General features: G+C 41.2%; 20 protein-coding genes. 13 read left to right on the forward strand and 7 right to left on the reverse strand.

Annotated features, from left to right (window positions below; genetic code table 11):
- Positions 1-127 precede the first annotated feature (127 nt).
- Positions 128-718: a MarC family protein gene (locus LV83_RS15485; RefSeq protein WP_111612460.1), complete on the forward strand. Its 591-nt coding sequence runs from the start codon at positions 128-130 to the stop codon at positions 716-718.
- A 36-nt stretch (positions 719-754) separates the two neighbouring features.
- On the forward strand, positions 755-1,207 hold the full coding sequence (gene rnhA / locus LV83_RS15490) for a ribonuclease HI (protein WP_111612461.1): 453 nt from the start codon (positions 755-757) through the stop codon (positions 1,205-1,207).
- Positions 1,208-1,574: 367 nt separating this feature from the next.
- Here rnhA and LV83_RS15495 read toward each other — a convergent pair whose 3' ends face one another.
- The 5 genes from LV83_RS15495 to yihA form a co-directional block, all read right to left on the reverse strand.
- On the reverse strand, positions 1,575-2,696 hold the full coding sequence (locus tag LV83_RS15495) for a sugar phosphate isomerase/epimerase family protein (RefSeq protein WP_111612462.1): 1,122 nt from the start codon (positions 2,694-2,696) through the stop codon (positions 1,575-1,577).
- A 245-nt stretch (positions 2,697-2,941) separates the two neighbouring features.
- On the reverse strand, positions 2,942-3,412 hold the full coding sequence (locus tag LV83_RS15500; protein ID WP_111612463.1) for a hypothetical protein: 471 nt from the start codon (positions 3,410-3,412) through the stop codon (positions 2,942-2,944).
- A gap of 77 nt (positions 3,413-3,489) precedes the next feature.
- Entirely contained in the window at positions 3,490-3,798 is a 309-nt protein-coding gene (locus LV83_RS15505; protein WP_111612464.1) for a hypothetical protein, read from the reverse strand.
- Positions 3,799-3,840: 42 nt separating this feature from the next.
- Entirely contained in the window at positions 3,841-4,332 is a 492-nt protein-coding gene (locus LV83_RS15510) for a DUF5606 family protein (RefSeq protein WP_111612465.1), read from the reverse strand.
- A gap of 49 nt (positions 4,333-4,381) precedes the next feature.
- Complete coding sequence (gene yihA, locus LV83_RS15515; RefSeq protein ID WP_111612466.1) at positions 4,382-4,984, reverse strand: ribosome biogenesis GTP-binding protein YihA/YsxC; 603 nt, start codon at positions 4,982-4,984, stop codon at positions 4,382-4,384.
- A 123-nt stretch (positions 4,985-5,107) separates the two neighbouring features.
- Between yihA and ubiE the strand changes: the two genes are divergently transcribed.
- From ubiE to LV83_RS15550, 7 genes are all read left to right on the forward strand, one after another.
- Complete coding sequence (gene ubiE / locus LV83_RS15520; protein ID WP_111612467.1) at positions 5,108-5,830, forward strand: bifunctional demethylmenaquinone methyltransferase/2-methoxy-6-polyprenyl-1,4-benzoquinol methylase UbiE; 723 nt, start codon at positions 5,108-5,110, stop codon at positions 5,828-5,830.
- Positions 5,779-6,591 carry a type IX secretion/gliding motility protein PorT/SprT gene (gene porT / locus LV83_RS15525; protein WP_111612468.1) on the forward strand — a complete coding sequence of 271 codons (813 nt, stop codon included), beginning with the start codon at positions 5,779-5,781 and terminating at the stop codon, positions 6,589-6,591. The genes ubiE and porT overlap by 52 nt, the downstream gene beginning before the upstream one ends.
- A 112-nt stretch (positions 6,592-6,703) precedes the next feature.
- The gene (locus tag LV83_RS15530) at positions 6,704-7,459 is read left to right on the forward strand and encodes an SDR family NAD(P)-dependent oxidoreductase (RefSeq protein ID WP_111612469.1); all 756 of its coding nucleotides are present in this window, start codon (positions 6,704-6,706) and stop codon (positions 7,457-7,459) included.
- A gap of 5 nt (positions 7,460-7,464) precedes the next feature.
- Positions 7,465-8,214, forward strand: a complete 750-nt coding sequence (locus LV83_RS15535) for a M15 family metallopeptidase (protein ID WP_394335805.1) — start codon at positions 7,465-7,467, stop codon at positions 8,212-8,214.
- A 65-nt stretch (positions 8,215-8,279) separates the two neighbouring features.
- Entirely contained in the window at positions 8,280-9,014 is a 735-nt protein-coding gene (locus LV83_RS15540) for a ThuA domain-containing protein (protein ID WP_111612471.1), read from the forward strand.
- Positions 9,015-9,090: 76 nt separating this feature from the next.
- On the forward strand, positions 9,091-9,672 hold the full coding sequence (locus LV83_RS15545; protein WP_111612472.1) for a NifU family protein: 582 nt from the start codon (positions 9,091-9,093) through the stop codon (positions 9,670-9,672).
- Between the two features lie 10 nt (positions 9,673-9,682).
- Positions 9,683-10,756: a DUF3810 domain-containing protein gene (locus tag LV83_RS15550; RefSeq protein ID WP_111612473.1), complete on the forward strand. Its 1,074-nt coding sequence runs from the start codon at positions 9,683-9,685 to the stop codon at positions 10,754-10,756.
- Positions 10,757-10,890: 134 nt separating this feature from the next.
- Here LV83_RS15550 and LV83_RS15555 read toward each other — a convergent pair whose 3' ends face one another.
- Positions 10,891-11,802: a DMT family transporter gene (locus LV83_RS15555; protein WP_111612571.1), complete on the reverse strand. Its 912-nt coding sequence runs from the start codon at positions 11,800-11,802 to the stop codon at positions 10,891-10,893.
- A gap of 93 nt (positions 11,803-11,895) precedes the next feature.
- Positions 11,896-12,885 carry a tRNA dihydrouridine synthase DusB gene (dusB, locus tag LV83_RS15560; RefSeq protein ID WP_111612474.1) on the reverse strand — a complete coding sequence of 330 codons (990 nt, stop codon included), beginning with the start codon at positions 12,883-12,885 and terminating at the stop codon, positions 11,896-11,898.
- Between the two features lie 37 nt (positions 12,886-12,922).
- Here dusB and LV83_RS15565 point away from each other — a divergent pair, with 37 nt between their 5' ends.
- The 4 genes from LV83_RS15565 to LV83_RS15580 all read left to right on the forward strand — a co-directional run bounded on the left by LV83_RS15565 (position 12,923) and on the right by LV83_RS15580 (position 16,225).
- Entirely contained in the window at positions 12,923-13,864 is a 942-nt protein-coding gene (locus LV83_RS15565; protein WP_111612475.1) for a CPBP family intramembrane glutamic endopeptidase, read from the forward strand.
- Entirely contained in the window at positions 13,848-14,054 is a 207-nt protein-coding gene (locus LV83_RS15570) for a putative signal transducing protein (RefSeq protein WP_111612476.1), read from the forward strand. The genes LV83_RS15565 and LV83_RS15570 overlap by 17 nt, the downstream gene beginning before the upstream one ends.
- On the forward strand, positions 14,038-14,877 hold the full coding sequence (locus LV83_RS15575; RefSeq protein ID WP_111612477.1) for a phosphatidate cytidylyltransferase: 840 nt from the start codon (positions 14,038-14,040) through the stop codon (positions 14,875-14,877). Before LV83_RS15570 ends, LV83_RS15575 begins: the two co-directional genes overlap by 17 nt.
- A gap of 70 nt (positions 14,878-14,947) precedes the next feature.
- Positions 14,948-16,225 (forward strand): Glu/Leu/Phe/Val family dehydrogenase, encoded by a 1,278-nt coding sequence (locus LV83_RS15580; RefSeq protein ID WP_111612478.1) that lies wholly within the window; start codon positions 14,948-14,950, stop codon positions 16,223-16,225.
- The last annotated feature ends 48 nt before the right edge of the window (positions 16,226-16,273 follow it).

Below are 16,273 nucleotides of genomic sequence, written 5' to 3' on the forward strand. Positions count from 1 at the left end.
ATAGTAGTCTAACCTTCGAGGCCTGATAGACCTCAAAGGTGCTGACACCTTACTTCTACACATTATTTTAATCTAAAAACCTTCGAGGTCTTATAGACCTCAAAGGTTAAATGTATACTTTCGCGGGATGTTTGATTTGAAGGAAATATTATCCGTGTCGCTGATCCTTTTTTCGGTAATTGATATCCTCGGTTCTATCCCGATTATTGTCAACCTCCGCCAAAAAGTAGGCCATATTCAGTCCGAAAAAGCAACGCTTGCTGCAGGGCTTTTGATGATTCTGTTCCTGCTTGGAGGCAAAGCAATTTTGGGACTTTTCGGAATAGGAGTGGAGGACTTTGCTATCGCTGGTGCACTGATCATTTTTGCTATTGGTGCAGAGATGATCTTGGGAATTGAGCTTTTCAAGTCTGATCCAGAAGCTAAGGCTGGGACTTCCATCGTACCGATTGCTTTTCCTCTGATCGCAGGAGCTGGGACACTTACTACTATTTTGACCCTAAAAGCTGAGTTCGCTCAGATCAATATCGCAATTGGGATTCTGCTCAATTTGATTTTGGTTTATATAGTTTTGAAAAGCACCGGTTGGCTGGAACGTAAAATTGGAAAGACAGGTCTGGATGTGTTGAGAAGGATTTTCGGGATTATTTTGCTTTCCATCGCTGTCAAGATTTTCAAGACAAATGCCTTTCCGATAGGAGTGGATTCGGGTATTTAAATCTTTTCTCTGACCTATTTTCACTTACTTTGTTTCATGATTACCATTTACACTGACGGTGCGGCCAAAGGAAATCCAGGCCCTGGAGGATATGGAGCCGTTTTGAAATTCGGCAAGCACCGAAAAGAACTTTCCGAAGGATTCCGATTGACCACCAACAACCGCATGGAGCTTTTGGCAGTAATCCGTGCGCTACAAGCCATTAATACAACAGAGTTTCCTGTCCAGATTTATTCGGATAGTAAATATGTAGTTGATTCGGTAGAGAAAGGTTGGATCTGGGGTTGGCAGAAAAAAGGCTTCAAAGACAAAAAGAACCCAGATCTCTGGTTACGTTATATTCCGCTACATCTGAAGTACAAGCCTAAATTTATTTGGGTAAAAGGCCATGCTGGCAATATCGAGAATGAGAGATGTGATGTGCTTGCGGTGCAAGCCGCAGAAGGATTTGATCTGAAGCCGGACGAAGGATACGAAGCGAGTTTATAGATTTTTTTAGCCACGAAGGACGCGAAGAAGGCGCAAAGATGATATTTGTGTCATTTTTTCTAGTTTAAATACGCGTCCAATCTTGACATTATAGCCCGTGCCTTTAGGGACCAACCTATGGGTAGGAATTGAATTTACATAGTTATCAGTCGTGCCTTTAGGTACGGCCCTTAAGAACTCACTGTATTTTATTTTTTGGACTTCAGTTAGGATGGTTGGTGAATCGATTGTCACCAATCGTTCCTAGGGAATGGTCCAACCTGACGCTTATCAATTTGAAAGTTTCTTTTGCTAAAGACACTAGTTTACGTTGTCAACGTAAACTATTCTCGTCTGATTTTTTCTTTTAAATTTCACACTTTAGATTTTATAATTCTTCCATCGTCATCAACGGAACATCCTCCCGATTTACTTCAAAAAGTGGTTTGTATTCCGCTTCAGGATAGACCCATCCATTTTCTCCCAACTTATAAAGCAATGGAGCTAAATTTTGAACAGCAGCTTTACAGCCTTGGACTATCGCTCCCATATTTCCTGTTTGCTTGGAGAGAACGGCTTCGTTTTCTATTTCAAAAGGACCGGAGAACTTTTTCTCTTTTAGGATATTCACAAAAGCTCGCCAATCCATCGAATCTCCTAATCCGAAGCCTGGCAACGTAGCTTCATAATGATGTCTGTCCCAAGGATTGTTGCTTGAAGGAACGCCAGCTTTTTTAGCCCAATCCGCATTTACTTCCTGCATTGGATACATATTTCCCCAGAAAGGATCAGGATTGTTTCGTGTGGATTTGACGTGAATACGCTTTAACCGATTCATATCGGTATTTTTAATCACTTCAACTGGGGTTGTATGCTGCCAGACATCGTGGGACGGATCGTAGATTTCTCCATGATTAGATTCAGGCACAAGTTCGTACATGATTTTTCTTGCAGCCAACACTCCCGTCAAATTATTGAAAGTTCCGAAATGACCTGAACTTCTCCAGCCTTCCATGGGGCAGTTTTCATAAAGTACAGTCACCCCAAGGCTATTTGCGTAGCGGATAATAGGCCCAAAGATTCGCTGGTATTCCAGCAGGTTTTTCTCAAATCCCCCATCTTGATTTCCCAATTCATGATTGTAGCCGACGAAGGTTCCGACTTTGACATCATTTTCATCTCCACCAAGCAGGTGAGCCATGCGGATCAATCGTAATAGATGGTTTTGATTTTTAACCCGCTGTTCGGCATCTCCTCCGATTAGATTCTCAAAAGCCCCAATAGAAAGGCGAAGTTTGGCTCCATTGAATTTCTCGATGAGTTTTTTGGCTTCTTCAGGCCCAAAATTCTCATAATCCAGATGTGTGGCGACAAAGTCATCCCTCGTCCCGTCCTTTCTGAAAACACATAAGTCAAGGCCTTGTACGCCGATTTCTGTTGCTTTATCTATCGTCTGATCTAAGTTGAGTTGATCAAAAGCAGAAGTCATGATCCAGATAGGGTTTGCCATTTTGGGAGTATTGAGAGGTAAGAAAAAAGGAAATAACTGCAGCCTTAATACAGGGCTAGGCTATTTCCTTTAAATTATTATGATTATCCGCAATGATGCCAGTCACCTTAGATTCTTTCTTTGGTTGGCTGGAAGACCGATGACCGAAGCGGCCTCAAAGCTAGAGTATACCATCTATTAATTCGCTTTTATCTATTTACTGGTAACAAAGCGGATATACATATAAATTATTTTGTCTTGAATAATTAATGTACAAAGGTCACCACTAATTTTTGGGTAAATCCAGAAACAGAAATGTTTTGAGAAATCACGAGTTCATTATTCGATACACTTTCAACGATCATATTTCCTTCGGCTCCAGGCACATCAATGATCTCAGTGTCGACAAGCAGGATTTTGGTTGATTCGTTATAGTCCCAAATAAAATTAACAGTCTGCGACTCTGTAGAGCTACACTTGGTAGGCCCTGCATCTAACACCCCAAGCTTGACACTGGTTTCGTAATTAAATGTTACCTCGTTGTCTTGAAGGCAGGCATCTATTTCTGAGATTACGTTGAAGATACCCACCTTGGCAGTGCTTAGTTTCCATGCTATGCCGGAACCGATAATTTCAGCTTCTGATTTCGCTGGATCAGTATCGTCATCACTACAAGAGCCTAAAGTAAACAAGCAAGTGAGCGCCAAAAGAAAATTGATTTTCAAAAGTAATTTCATAGTGAAAAATTAGTTTGGAGTGAAAATTAAAAATAAGGAAAAATACTTTTTATAGGCCCAATTCCTTAAAAATAGGCCTATTCATTTGCCGAATATCGTTTTCTGATTTCTACTTTTTGTTTTTGGCGATGCCAAAGAGCCTGTGCTAAATCAGGAGCAATACGGTCAGGATCAGATTCGTGTAGGATACTTTTGAGCTTTTCCTCTCCCAAATCTATGCGGTAACATATCTGTAGCAAGCGCTCAAATTCCCGATCTAGCAGGTATGAGATTACCTTGGAAAGTATCGAAATTGCCTTTTGCTCATCAAATTCTGAATTGAATTCTGGAAGTTCAAAATCCATTTTGAGCAATGAAAATGTGTCTTGAGAAAGTGATTCGCTCATATTACTGCCAAAAAAGCCCCGAGTTGAACCGGGGCTTTAGTTTTATTTTTCTGATTTTTTATCAGACTTAGTTTCTTTTGCAGTTTTTGGTTCTTTTTCCTTAGCAGGCTTTACTTCCTCTGGCTTTTTTTCTTCAGATTGTTGAAGGACTTCAGGTGCCTGCTCACGGATTAATTTATACCAAGTGATCAACTTCTTAATATCTGAGGTGTAAACTCTAGCTTCATCGACCTCTGGAAGGATATGCTTCATGAATGCTCTAAGCTCAGCATCATCAGGATTGGCATCCAGTCCAAGATCGCCTTGGAATTCGGCCTCAATTTTTTGCAAGACAGACTCCAAAGGCTCCGCGCCTTCTTCTGTCAAGGTATAGATAGAAATATCGCTTAGAATAGATACACGCTGGGACATGCCGGCAACGAGTTTAGTTTTTTTTGCATCCATGCTTTCAAGAATGACTCCTGTGCGTGATGGTTTCAAAACTTTGAACAAACCGGGTTTACCGGCTACGGTAGCAAGATCTTTAAAATTCATTTGGTTTATTTTTTCGAGGCTGCAAATATAGGATTATCAATTAAATGATTCACCTGGCATTATATTCTGTTACTAGTTCTTCCATAAACTTCGTCAGTTCTTCTTTGCCTGTGCTGGCTTCTGCACTGGTGACAAAGTAGTCTGGATTCTCTCCGAACATCTCTCTGGTTTTCTTCAAAAACTTCTGAATGTTCTGGTCGGTTTTTGATTTGGATTGTTTGTCTGCTTTAGTGAAAACCAAAGCTGTAGGGACTTCCTGAGTTCCGCACCAAAGCAAAAATTCCAAATCTATCTGCTGTGGTGGCAGTCGGCTATCGATCAAAACAAATACCCCACAAAGATTTTCTCGCTTAGTCAAGTACGTAGTAATCATGCTTTCCCAGCCCTGCTTCACTTTTAGGTTTACTTTGGCGAAACCGTAACCCGGAAGATCGACAAGATACCACTTATCGTTAATCATGAAGTGGTTAATCAACTGAGTTTTACCAGGTTTTTGGGAGGTCTTTGCCAGTCCTTTTTGATTGACCAACATATTGATCAGTGAGCTTTTTCCTACGTTGGATCTACCGATAAAAGCAATCTCAGCTCGGTCTGGCTTAGGGCAATTTCCTGGGTTCGAATTACTGATTACAAAGGTGGCTTTCTGGATCATCTGCTGGTATTTGTTTGCAAAAGTACGACATTATCCGAAAAGGGCAGGGTCAAGTCGAAGTCTAACAATTTTCCATTCCTCGTGTTTCTTGCCTATTATTGTCCTTTCAAAGATAGAATTCAGATGGCCGTAGTACCTTATAAAGACAAGCAAGATTCCAAGAAAGATCAGGTAGCTGAGATGTTCAATAACATTTCAGGCAAATATGATTTGCTTAATCACGTGCTCAGCATGGGAATTGACATCACTTGGAGAAAAAAAGCAATTAAATACCTGAAAGACGATCAGCCAAAATTGATCTTGGATATTGCTACTGGAACTGGAGATTTTGCAATTGAAGCACTATCGTTGAATCCAGATAAGATCATCGGAGTGGATATTTCCGAAGGTATGCTGGAGGAAGGTCGAAAAAAAATGAAGAAAAAAGGTCTTGAGGATAAAATCGAGCTTCAGCTTGGAGATTCGGAAGGACTACTTTTTGAAGATAATAAGTTTGATGCGGTCATCGTTTCTTTTGGAGTTAGGAACTTTGAGAATCTGGAGAAGGGGTTGGCAGATATGTATCGCGTGCTCAAGCCTGGAGGCAAAGTGGTGATTTTGGAATTCAGTAAGCCTACCAAAGCTCCAATGAAGCAGGCGTATGCTTTTTACTCCAAAGCTATTCTTCCACAGATTGGCAAAATTGTGTCGAAAGACAATTCTGCTTATACTTACCTTCCTGAGTCAGTACAGGCCTTTCCAGATGGAATGGATTTCCTGAGAATTATGAATAGTGTCGGATTCACAAGCAACTTATGCAAACCACTTACATTTGGAATAAGCTCAATCTACGTAGGAACAAAGTAATCCTACTGGGTTTAGTGTTTTTCTTAGCGGCGATCCCAACGTTTGGACAAGGAATGTTTGGCTTGACCTCAGCATCAGCCTCAGACAACAGACCGCTGTCCTATGGATTCTTTTTGGCCGGCCACAATAGCACGCTTCGCATAAAATATACGGATGCTTTTCTTAATTCTACCTCTGCGAATGAGTTTGACAATGTGAGAAGTATTCAGCCATTATTTTCTGCCGGGTTTTCCTTAGGGTTTATCGGGATTCTGAGATTTCATGATCAAGTTTCTTTGATGTTTATGCCGAAGGTTGGCTTTTATGAGTACAAAACCGAAGTGACTTATTTCAATGTGACTGAACCAGGTTTACCTAATACTGGTGATGAAGTGATAGATGGGCCAAACCCAAATAATTTTAGCAGAGAAGTTTTCACTTCTGAAGCTACTATGGTCGAGCTACCTCTTCTATTCAAGTATCGTTCAGTTCGGTTTAATAACACCAGAATGTATTGGGTAGGCGGAGCGAGTTACCAGTTTCGGACAAAGGGACAGGATGAAGCTAATGTGGATGACATCGTGATGACCGGACAGGATTTTTCTCTAGAAGCGGGAATGGGATTCGAGTTTTACTTCAAATACTTCAAGTTTGCTCCAGAGGTTCGTTTTTCACATGGACTGATGAATGCCTATCAAGCAGAAAACACCCGTCCTGAACTTCAGGGAGCAATCGAGTCTATTAAAAGAAAGAGTATTACGCTTTATCTGAATTTCCAATAGGAGGGATTGTAAAATTGGAATATTGAAAAATTGTAAGATTTTGCTAAACCTAGTTTGAGGCGTAACATTTTAAATTGGACATCGACCATTGATAATTTTTTAACTTGCCTTCATGAAAAATAAAATCGCCTTAGTTACAGGAGCAACCTCAGGTATTGGTAAAGCTGCTGCAATAACCCTAGCTAAAATTGGATTTGATATCATCGCCACTGGAAGACGTGGAAATCGTCTGGAAGAATTAAAGAGTGAATTACCACAGGGAATTGATTTTTTGCCATTGGTTTTTGATGTGCGTGATCGTGAAAATGTGAAGGAGGTTCTTGATAATCTCCCCGAAAAATGGAAAGCAATCGATGTCCTGATCAATAATGCAGGAAATGCCCACGGAATTGATCCTGTGCAGTCAGCAAGTCTCGATGATTGGGACGCGATGATGGATATCAATGTGAAAGGACTTTTGTATGTTTCCAGAGCAATTATTCCAGGAATGACAGCTCGCAAATCAGGAATGATCATCAATATAGGATCTATCGCTGGAAAGGAAGTTTATCCAAATGGAAGTGTGTATTGCGGAAGCAAGCATGCGGTAGATGCGATTACTAAAGGGATGAGGATAGATTTGAATTCCTTTGGTATTCGCGTTGTCGCAATTCATCCAGGATTAGTGGAGACGGAATTTTCGCTGGTAAGATTTAAAGGAGATGAAGGTAAGGCAGAGACTGTTTATCAGGGAATGGAGCCATTGGTAGCTCAGGATATTGCGGATATTATTGAATTTGCTGTAACTAGACCTCCTCATGTAACGATTGCTGATGTGGTAGTTCTTCCAACAGCTCAAGCTTCCGCTACACTTGTCAATAGAAATTAGAAATTTTGAGAAAGCTTTACATACCTGTTTTACTACTAATGCTTGGTTGTGGCACTTCCCAAAAGAGCGATCAGGAGATATTCTCCGAGCAGCAGCGGGAAGTACTTGATCCTATACAGGAAATAGATCTTGTGGAGGAAATGCCAGAGTTAGAAAAAACTCTTCGAGAACAAGGATTGGTAGAGTTGGAGGGATTTATTCCTGAGATTGAAGTGGAATTGAAATATTCCACAACCGACAATTTCTTCGGTCAAGATGTTTATGGGGATTTGACAAAGGCTTTTCTCCAACCTGAAGTGGCAGAGCAATTGAAAAAAGCTCAGGAAATGCTTCAGGCAGAGTATCCTGATTATACTTTATTAGTTTATGATGGAGTGCGTCCTGCCAGTGTGCAGCAGATACTTTGGGATAATTTGGATAAACCAGATAGTTTGAAACCGCTTTATGTGGCAGATCCTAAAATAGGTAGCTTACATAACTTCGGAGTTGCGGTAGATTTGACCATATTTGACACCAAAGCTGATTCCACGTTGGATATGGGAACGGGTTATGATTTCTTTGGCTACCAAGCCTATCCAGATCGTGAAGAGCAAATGCTCGCTGAAGGAAAAATAACCAACCTACAAATCGCAAATCGGGAAATTCTTCGCCGCGTGATGACTTCAAACGGTTTTACAGGAATAGGCTCAGAATGGTGGCATTTCAATGCATATTCCAGAAAAGAAGCTGGAGAAAAATTTGAAATAATCAAATAGTACCTTCAATATTCAATTATCAATTTTCAATACTCAAAATTCAATAACCCAACAACTCAAACCCTATGAACTTAAAACGAATATTTCTCACCTTTTCGCTGATTTTCAGCATTGCTTTGATGTCTAATGCTCAGCAATTTAGAGCGCTGGTTTTTAGCAAGACCGCAGGCTTCCGCCATCAATCCATTTCTGATGCTGTTGTGGCGTTGAAGAAATTGGGAAAAACACAGGTTTTCAGTGTGTATACTACAGAAGATGCTGGTGAATTCACAGATGAAAAACTGGCAAAATATGACGTAGTGATTTTGACCACCACAACCGGGACGATTTTCAATGAGGAGCAAAAGGCAGCTTTCCAGCGGTTTGTGCAAAGTGGAAAAGGAGTTGTAGGCATTCACTCTGCTACAGATACCGAATATGAATGGCCTTGGTATAACAAAATGATTGGAGCTTACTTCCTTTCTCACCCCGCTCAGCAGACATTAAGGCTTGATGTAGTCGATCAAACTCACCCATCGACTTGGCATTTACCGAAAAACTGGTTGTGGACTGATGAACTGTATGAATTCAGAGAAATCAATCCTGATATCAAAGTGCTGATCAAAGCTGATGAAAGCACCTATAAAGTAGCTAGAGGGAATGGAGATAATCACCCGATGGCTTGGTACCATGAATTTGACGGTGGAAGAGTGTTTTATACTGCTTTGGGCCATGTGGAGTCAGCCTGGGAAGAGGATGATTTCTTAAAGCACCTATACGGAGGAATCTGGTATGCAGCGACTGGCGAACCGTATAAATAATTCATTTGCAGGAAAATTGGATTTGCTGGAACTTAATGCCAGCAAATCGGTTTTCTAAACAAAAATCAAGAATACCATGCTACAAGCACAAGCAAGACCTGTTCACCTCTACATGGAGGCCAATCCAAACCCAAATTCCCTGAAATTTGTAGCCAACTTCATGTTGGTTGATGAGGGGGTAAGTTTTGATTTCCCGGATGCTGAAAGTGCCAAAATCAGTCCTCTAGCTCAAGAGCTTTTTAATTTTGCTGCTGTCGAGCGAGTATTTATAGCTTCTAATTTTGTGACTGTTACCAAATCTGAATCTGTAGAATGGGCAGAAGTTCAAGGCATCGTTCGTGATCATATCAAGCAATATTTGGAGGCAGGAAAAGCTCCAGTTCCTGTTGGATTTGACAAGGATCCGCTTTTCGATGAGAATGATTCAGAAGTGGTGAAAAAAATCAAGGGGATTTTGGATGAGTACATTCGTCCTGCTGTAGAGCAAGATGGTGGAGCGATCGTTTTCCATTCTTTCCATGAGGGCGTGGTGAAAGTGCAGTTGCAAGGCTCATGCTCTGGCTGTCCTTCTAGTACGGTGACCTTAAAAGCCGGAATTCAAAACCTGCTAACCAGAATGCTTCCTGAAGTGAAAGAAGTAGTAGCTGAGGGAGTTTAAGTTGTTTTTTATGGGTAAAAGAGATTGGTCCTGGGCGATTCTTGGAGTTATTGCTTTGGGAATACGTTATTTGGCGGCTCAAAATCCTGAAGCAACTGACGATATTTATTCTAGAATTTTCTTTCCGGGAATCCGGAATGTAATTGATATGACGCTGGGAAGAATGCCTTTTCCCAGCGTCTATTTGTTTATCCTTTCGGTGATGCTGATCATCGGGATTTATATTTTTAAGCTTCGCAAAAAAGTAGGTTGGAGAAATAGAGTCTTATATTCCTCTCGAGCTTTGACAAATGGCCTTGGGGCCCTGATTTTCTTCTTTCTGTTTCTTTGGGGTTTCAATTATCAGCGGACACCTATAGTGGAGCAACTCGGACTAAGTCCACGCGCCATGAACTTGGAGGAATTGCAAAATGAAGTTCTCATTACTCAGCGCTTGGCACAACAATACAGGAACTCGATCACTCAGGATACTGCTGCTATTGAAAGTATTTTGGCTTATCCAGAGCTGGAAAAATTGGTGAGAGCTAACATTGCCGACAACCTAGACATGCTTGGATTGAATTTTACTGGGCGACCCCGAACCAAGCTTTTTCCTCCCCCTGGATTTATGAGGAAAATGGGTATCCTAGGAATCTATTTTCCTTTTACTGGCGAAAGTTATATAGACCCTACGCTGCACGCCTTAGAACAACCTTTTACTGTCGCCCATGAAATGGCGCATAGTTATGGTGTGACTGACGAAGGAGAGGCAAACTTTATCGCTTGGGTAATCTGCACCAATAGCGAAGATCAATTACTTCGGTATTCAGGTCAGCTGAGGTTGCTGATGTATCAGATCCGGGATTATTATAGAATGGCACCTGAAGACTACAGAGAGTGGCTTAAAAATCTAGATCCTGGAATCAAAAACGACATGATGTCCATCAAGCGAAACAGTGATTCAATTCAGGCATTTTCATTAGAGATAAGTAGAAAAACTAACGACGTGTTTCTAAAAACTCAAGGCGTCAAAGCTGGGATAAATAGTTATCAGCAGCTTCCTAAGTTGGCATTTGCATGGAGGGAGCGGATGAATAATTTATAAGGTTAAGCTAGCTGATTTTATAAAGCTTTGTAAGCAAGCTTTTTTATAAAAATTCTATAGTTTTTATGATGCGAGTTATTGGGTTTCGCCATCTGATTCCTATATCGCAAAACCACTTAGTATAAGGCGGAAATTCAAGGTTGAACTATTTTCTTTCTATTTCCGAACCAAACACCAATAATCACTGCCACGATCCCAACATAATGACCGAAAAGGAGCACTTCTCCATCAAGCACTCCCCAGAAGATTGCCACAATTGGGATAAGATACGTAACTGATGATGCAAAAACAGGTGTGGCGGTCTTTACCATCACGTTGAAAATGATCAAGGCAATAGCTGTTCCCATCACTCCCAGTAATGTGATATAACCCAAGGCAGGCAATGCACCTTCGATATTTACGACCTTATAAGAAAACTGAGTGCCGGCCATTAAATAGAGTAATGCGACAGGCAAAACCATTATTAATGAAATAGCTGTGATCTCAATCGGCTTTAATTTTTGAAAGCGGTATTTGATGATATTCAGGTTAAATCCATAGCAAATACAAGCTAAAATCACAAAGAAAGCATAGGCGTTGATATCAGTAAATGCTCCAAATCCAGAACCTTCTTTAACAGTAACCAAAATAAAAACCCCTACGAAAGCAATGGCAAGGCCTATTCCATTTCTGCGAGTGATTTTAGACTGGAAAAACAATGCACCAATCACAACCACTGCAAGAGGAGTGAGTGCATTCAAAACACCAGTTAGGGAGCTACTGAGTTGAGTTTGTGCTTTTGCAAAAAGAAAAGCAGGGATGAAACTTCCGACAAGACCTACGATTATCAAATTTTTGATCTGAGTTTTATCAAGATTTTTGAGCCTTGGAATAGAAAGTGGTAACAAGAAAGTGGCGGCCGCGACTATTCTATAGGCTCCCACTTCTCCAGGTGAAAAAACTTCCAGGCCTCTTTTGATTAGAATAAATGAACTGCCCCAGATCAAGGATAGTAGAATTAGTAAACCCCAGTTTTTAAGGTTGCCGTCGTTGGTGGTAGTTGACATTTGAGGAAATTGAGAAGTGGTAAGGTAGGGAAGGTGGTAAAGTTGCAGTTTACCTTCCAACTTTACCACCTTCCAACTTTTTAACTATTTCTTCTAAAAAACATGATCTGCGTAGACGTCAGAAACCTGATTCAGGATATCGCAAACATGCTCATAAGTTTCTGCAGTAACCATCTCAGCTCTATACTGTTTGAAATTTGGCATACCGCGGAAATAATTAGTGTAGTGTCTCCTCATTTCAAGAATGCCAAGTTTAGGGCCTTTCCACTGAACTGAAAAGTCTAAGTGCTTCTTTGCGACAGCAATCCTTTCGTCCAACCCTGGAGCAGCGAGTTTTTCTCCTGTGGCAAGGAAATGCTTGATTTCATTGAATATCCACGGATATCCTATGGATGCTCTGCCGATCATCATTCCATCGACGTTGTATTTATTCTTGTATTCCTGCGCTTTCTCCGGTGTATCTATATCTCCATTTCCAAAGACTGGAATGTGTAAGCGTGGGTTGTCTTTGACCAGATTCAAATAACTCCAGTCGGCTTCGCCTTTGTACATTTGAGCTCTAGTGCGCGCATGAATGCTGATTGCTTGGATTCCTACATCTTGAAGACGTTCAGCGACTTCTACTATACGAATGGTGTTTTGGTCCCAGCCGAGTCTAGTCTTCACAGTGACGGGGATATTCACAGCTTTTACGATCTCAGCGGTCATGGAGACCATTTTGTCGATATCCAGAAGAATCCCGGCTCCTGCGCCCTTGCAGGCTACTTTGTTCACAGGACAGCCATAATTGATATCTAAAATATCCGGCTTAGCTTCTTCTACGATAGCTGCTGCTTCACGCATGGAATCAATTTCATTTCCGAAAATTTGAATCCCAATAGGCTTCTCATAATCGAAAATATCGAGCTTAGCCACACTTTTGGCAGCATCACGAATCAATCCCTCTGAGCTGATAAATTCTGTGTACATGAGGTCTGCACCGTTTTGTTTGCATACTGCTCTGAACGGCGGATCACTCACATCTTCCATCGGTGCAAGCAACAATGGGAAGTCTCCTAACTCCAAGTTTCCTATCTTAACCACTTCTTATTTTAAATTTGCGCGTAAATTTACCTCAATTATGGAGATATACGAAACGGAATCAGAAATTGCCAAGAGAAAGAGTTGGCTTTTGTCCTTGATAGTCATTGTTTTAGTAGGATTAGGTGTTTTGATAGTACTACAGGTAGTGGCGCTGGCAATTGCTCCATTCCTATTTAATATCACCATGGAAGAGATAATTGGTCTTATGACTGGTGATTATTCTCCTCCAAATGGGCGGATGGCCATGTATTTTGTACAGGGATTAGGTTCTGGAATAGGATTCTGGTTAGCAGCTTATGTAGTCATGCATTTTATTGATAAAGCAGATTTGCATTGGGAAATTCAGTTGCCAAGGTTTAATGCCAAAGGTGCAGGTTTGGTTTTTCTGATCGCTATAGGAGGTATGCTTTTCAATGGGCTATTGGTGTATTGGAACTCTCAACTGGTACTTCCAGAGGTTTTTTCTGACCTAGAGATTTGGATGCTGGAGATGGAAACTCAGCTGATGGAGATGACTAAATATCTCACTGATTTTCAGACAATTCCCGAGTTGCTTATGGGTGTTCTGGTTATTGGTGTTCTTGCAGGAATAGGTGAAGAAATGTTTTTTAGAGGGCTAATTCAGCCAAAGATGCATTTATATACAGGGAATGGTCATGCTGGTGTTTGGGTGACGGCTTTTATTTTCTCAGCAATTCACCTCCAGTTTTACGGCTTTCTTCCTCGCTTATTTTTGGGAGGTATGTTTGGTTACCTTTATTATTATTCTGGAAGTCTTACCTATCCTATCTTAGCTCATATTTTGAATAATACAGTGACTGTCTTGATGGTTTACGCCTCTAATCAAGGATTGATTGATTTTGATATGGAGTCCACAGACACGGTGTCATATCCTGCTGCAATCATTGGATTATTAGTTCTTTTGGCAGGAATCTTTTACTTTAAGAAAATAAATAAGCCCAATGGAGAACTGGAATAAGGTATTTGAAAGCTCAATGCAAGTGCGAGCGGAGATTGTAAAAGGAGTCTTGGAGGAGAACCAAATTCAAGCTGTGGTATTGAACAAAAAAGAAACTATTTATCAGATTTTTGGAAACTACGAGGTACTAGTGCAGCAAAAAGATTTAATTAAGGCGAATAACCTTGTCCAGAATGAGATCACGTTTTAGTATCAATAATTACAGTAATCTAGGGCAGAGGGCCATCACTGGATTGTTTGGAGCCTTGCTTATCGTAGGTGGATGCATTTATTCGGAATACACCTATTTTTTGGTTTTTGCAGGAATTCTGGGCTTTTCACAAATGGAGTTTTACAAGCTTAGCGGATTGGATGGCATGCTTCCTTTGAGAAGTTTCGGTACATTCCTAGGGCTAATGATATTCTGTCTCACCTTTTTGGTACAGCAGGAACATCTATCAGATAAGTATTTCTTTTTGATTTTTCCGATTGTCTCCATTACTTTCTTTATTAAACTTTATCGCAAAACAGACAAAAAACCTTTCACTGGTGTCGCATATACTTTTTTGGGCCTTTTCTATGTGGCGGTGCCATTTTCTCTGCTAAATCTTGCGGTATTTTCAGTAGATGCTACCTATAATTATGAGATCATTATTGGCTGCTTGTTGATTCTTTGGGCCAGTGATACGGGCGCGTACTTTGCGGGAACAAAATTTGGAAAGACTAAGTTATTCGAACGGGTTTCACCTAAGAAGTCATGGGAAGGATTTCTGGGGGGAGCATTCTCCGCAATAGGAGTAGCTTTTGCCTTGACGAGATACTTCCATGTGATCGAAGATTGGAAGTGGTTAGTAATTGCCGGAATCATAATTATTGCCGGCACTTATGGAGATCTTATAGAGTCGCTTTTCAAGCGATCAATTGAGATTAAAGATTCTGGAAAAGGACTTCCTGGGCATGGTGGATTTATGGATCGTTTTGATGGATTGTTACTTTCGGCCCCATTTATCACAGCCTTTTTGAAAATCTTCTAATTTGAAGCCCTCTTGATTGAAAATCTGCTTAATATTACACCGCATTTGAATAACTAAATCAAACCCGAATATGGCTTACATTGAACCGGCTCCGATTAAGGATAAAGAAAATCCTCTGGAGTCAATGATGGAAAGATTCAACATTGCAGCTGAAAAGCTAGGCCTCTCCGAAGAGGTGTACAATGTCCTGAAAAATCCAGCCAAACAAGTAATCGTATCCCTACCTATCACCATGGACAATGGTAAGATTCAGGTCTTCGAGGGGATCCGAGTAATTCACTCCAACATTCTTGGCCCAGCAAAAGGCGGTATTCGCTTTGCGCCAGATGTACACATCGATGAGGTGCGTGCATTAGCGGCTTGGATGACTTGGAAATGTGCAGTAGTGGACATTCCATACGGTGGAGGTAAAGGCGGCGTAAGATGTAATCCAAGGGAAATGTCTAAGGGTGAAATCGAGCGTCTTGTCAGAGCTTATACCATGGCAATGATCGATGTTTTCGGTCCGGATAAGGATATTCCTGCTCCGGATATGGGAACTGGTCCTCGAGAGATGGCTTGGCTGATGGATGAGTATTCCAAAGCAAAGGGTATGACGGTAAGTTCGGTTGTAACAGGTAAGCCCCTTGTGTTGGGTGGCTCTCTCGGCAGGACAGAAGCGACAGGTCGAGGTGTGATGGTAACCGCTTTGGCAGCCATGCAAAAACTGAAAATCAACCCTTTCCAAGCTACCTGTGCAGTACAAGGCTTTGGAAATGTGGGCTCTTGGGCGGCTAGACTGTTGGAAGAAAGAGGTTTGAAAATCGTAGCAATCTCAGATCATACCGGTGCTTTTTACAATGAGAATGGGATCAATATTCTGGAGGCTATCGCCTACCGGGATGGGAATAACAATAATTTGGAAGGCTTCGCAGGTGGCGAGAAAATGCTAGATGCAGGCGATTTGCTCACCTTGGAAGTTGATGTGCTAGTGCCTGCAGCTGTAGAAGATGTGATCACTATTCACAACGTAAACGATATTAAGGCTAAACTCATCGTAGAAGGTGCAAATGGTCCGACTTCAGCAAAAGCAGATGCCATCATCAATGAAAAAGGCATCATGGCTGTACCAGATATCCTAGCAAATGCCGGTGGTGTTACTGTTTCTTACTTCGAGTGGGTACAAAACAGATTGGGCTACAAATGGACTGCTGACCGTGTAAACAGACGCTCTGACCGGATCATGAAGGATTCCTTTGAAATGGTCTATCAGGCGTCTCAGAAGTACGATGTGCCGATGAGAATTGCAGCGTATATCGTCGCTATCGATAAAGTAGCGAAGACATATACATTCCGAGGAGGCTTCTAAGCCTGTTCTATCGAAAGAATATTTTATCTTTGAGGCGTGGGGATATCT

It is taken from the genome of Algoriphagus yeomjeoni (assembly GCF_003259505.1).
Classification (GTDB): Bacteria; Bacteroidota; Bacteroidia; order Cytophagales; family Cyclobacteriaceae; genus Algoriphagus; species Algoriphagus yeomjeoni.

What these genes read in the sequence shown, in the direction of transcription:
- LV83_RS15485 (WP_111612460.1), top strand. Translation starts at nt 128, where the DNA reads ATGTTTGATTTGAAGGAAATATTATCCGTGTCGCTGATCCTTTTTTCG.
- rnhA (WP_111612461.1), top strand. Translation starts at nt 755, where the DNA reads ATGATTACCATTTACACTGACGGTGCGGCCAAAGGAAATCCAGGCCCT.
- LV83_RS15495 (WP_111612462.1), bottom strand. Translation starts at nt 2,696, where the DNA reads ATGGCAAACCCTATCTGGATCATGACTTCTGCTTTTGATCAACTCAAC.
- LV83_RS15500 (WP_111612463.1), bottom strand. Translation starts at nt 3,412, where the DNA reads ATGAAATTACTTTTGAAAATCAATTTTCTTTTGGCGCTCACTTGCTTG.
- LV83_RS15505 (WP_111612464.1), bottom strand. Translation starts at nt 3,798, where the DNA reads ATGAGCGAATCACTTTCTCAAGACACATTTTCATTGCTCAAAATGGAT.
- LV83_RS15510 (WP_111612465.1), bottom strand. Translation starts at nt 4,332, where the DNA reads ATGAATTTTAAAGATCTTGCTACCGTAGCCGGTAAACCCGGTTTGTTC.
- yihA (WP_111612466.1), bottom strand. Translation starts at nt 4,984, where the DNA reads ATGATCCAGAAAGCCACCTTTGTAATCAGTAATTCGAACCCAGGAAAT.
- ubiE (WP_111612467.1), top strand. Translation starts at nt 5,108, where the DNA reads ATGGCCGTAGTACCTTATAAAGACAAGCAAGATTCCAAGAAAGATCAG.
- porT (WP_111612468.1), top strand. Translation starts at nt 5,779, where the DNA reads ATGCAAACCACTTACATTTGGAATAAGCTCAATCTACGTAGGAACAAA.
- LV83_RS15530 (WP_111612469.1), top strand. Translation starts at nt 6,704, where the DNA reads ATGAAAAATAAAATCGCCTTAGTTACAGGAGCAACCTCAGGTATTGGT.
- LV83_RS15540 (WP_111612471.1), top strand. Translation starts at nt 8,280, where the DNA reads ATGAACTTAAAACGAATATTTCTCACCTTTTCGCTGATTTTCAGCATT.
- LV83_RS15545 (WP_111612472.1), top strand. Translation starts at nt 9,091, where the DNA reads ATGCTACAAGCACAAGCAAGACCTGTTCACCTCTACATGGAGGCCAAT.
- LV83_RS15550 (WP_111612473.1), top strand. Translation starts at nt 9,683, where the DNA reads ATGGGTAAAAGAGATTGGTCCTGGGCGATTCTTGGAGTTATTGCTTTG.
- LV83_RS15555 (WP_111612571.1), bottom strand. Translation starts at nt 11,802, where the DNA reads ATGTCAACTACCACCAACGACGGCAACCTTAAAAACTGGGGTTTACTA.
- LV83_RS15565 (WP_111612475.1), top strand. Translation starts at nt 12,923, where the DNA reads ATGGAGATATACGAAACGGAATCAGAAATTGCCAAGAGAAAGAGTTGG.
- LV83_RS15570 (WP_111612476.1), top strand. Translation starts at nt 13,848, where the DNA reads ATGGAGAACTGGAATAAGGTATTTGAAAGCTCAATGCAAGTGCGAGCG.
- LV83_RS15575 (WP_111612477.1), top strand. Translation starts at nt 14,038, where the DNA reads ATGAGATCACGTTTTAGTATCAATAATTACAGTAATCTAGGGCAGAGG.
- LV83_RS15580 (WP_111612478.1), top strand. Translation starts at nt 14,948, where the DNA reads ATGGCTTACATTGAACCGGCTCCGATTAAGGATAAAGAAAATCCTCTG.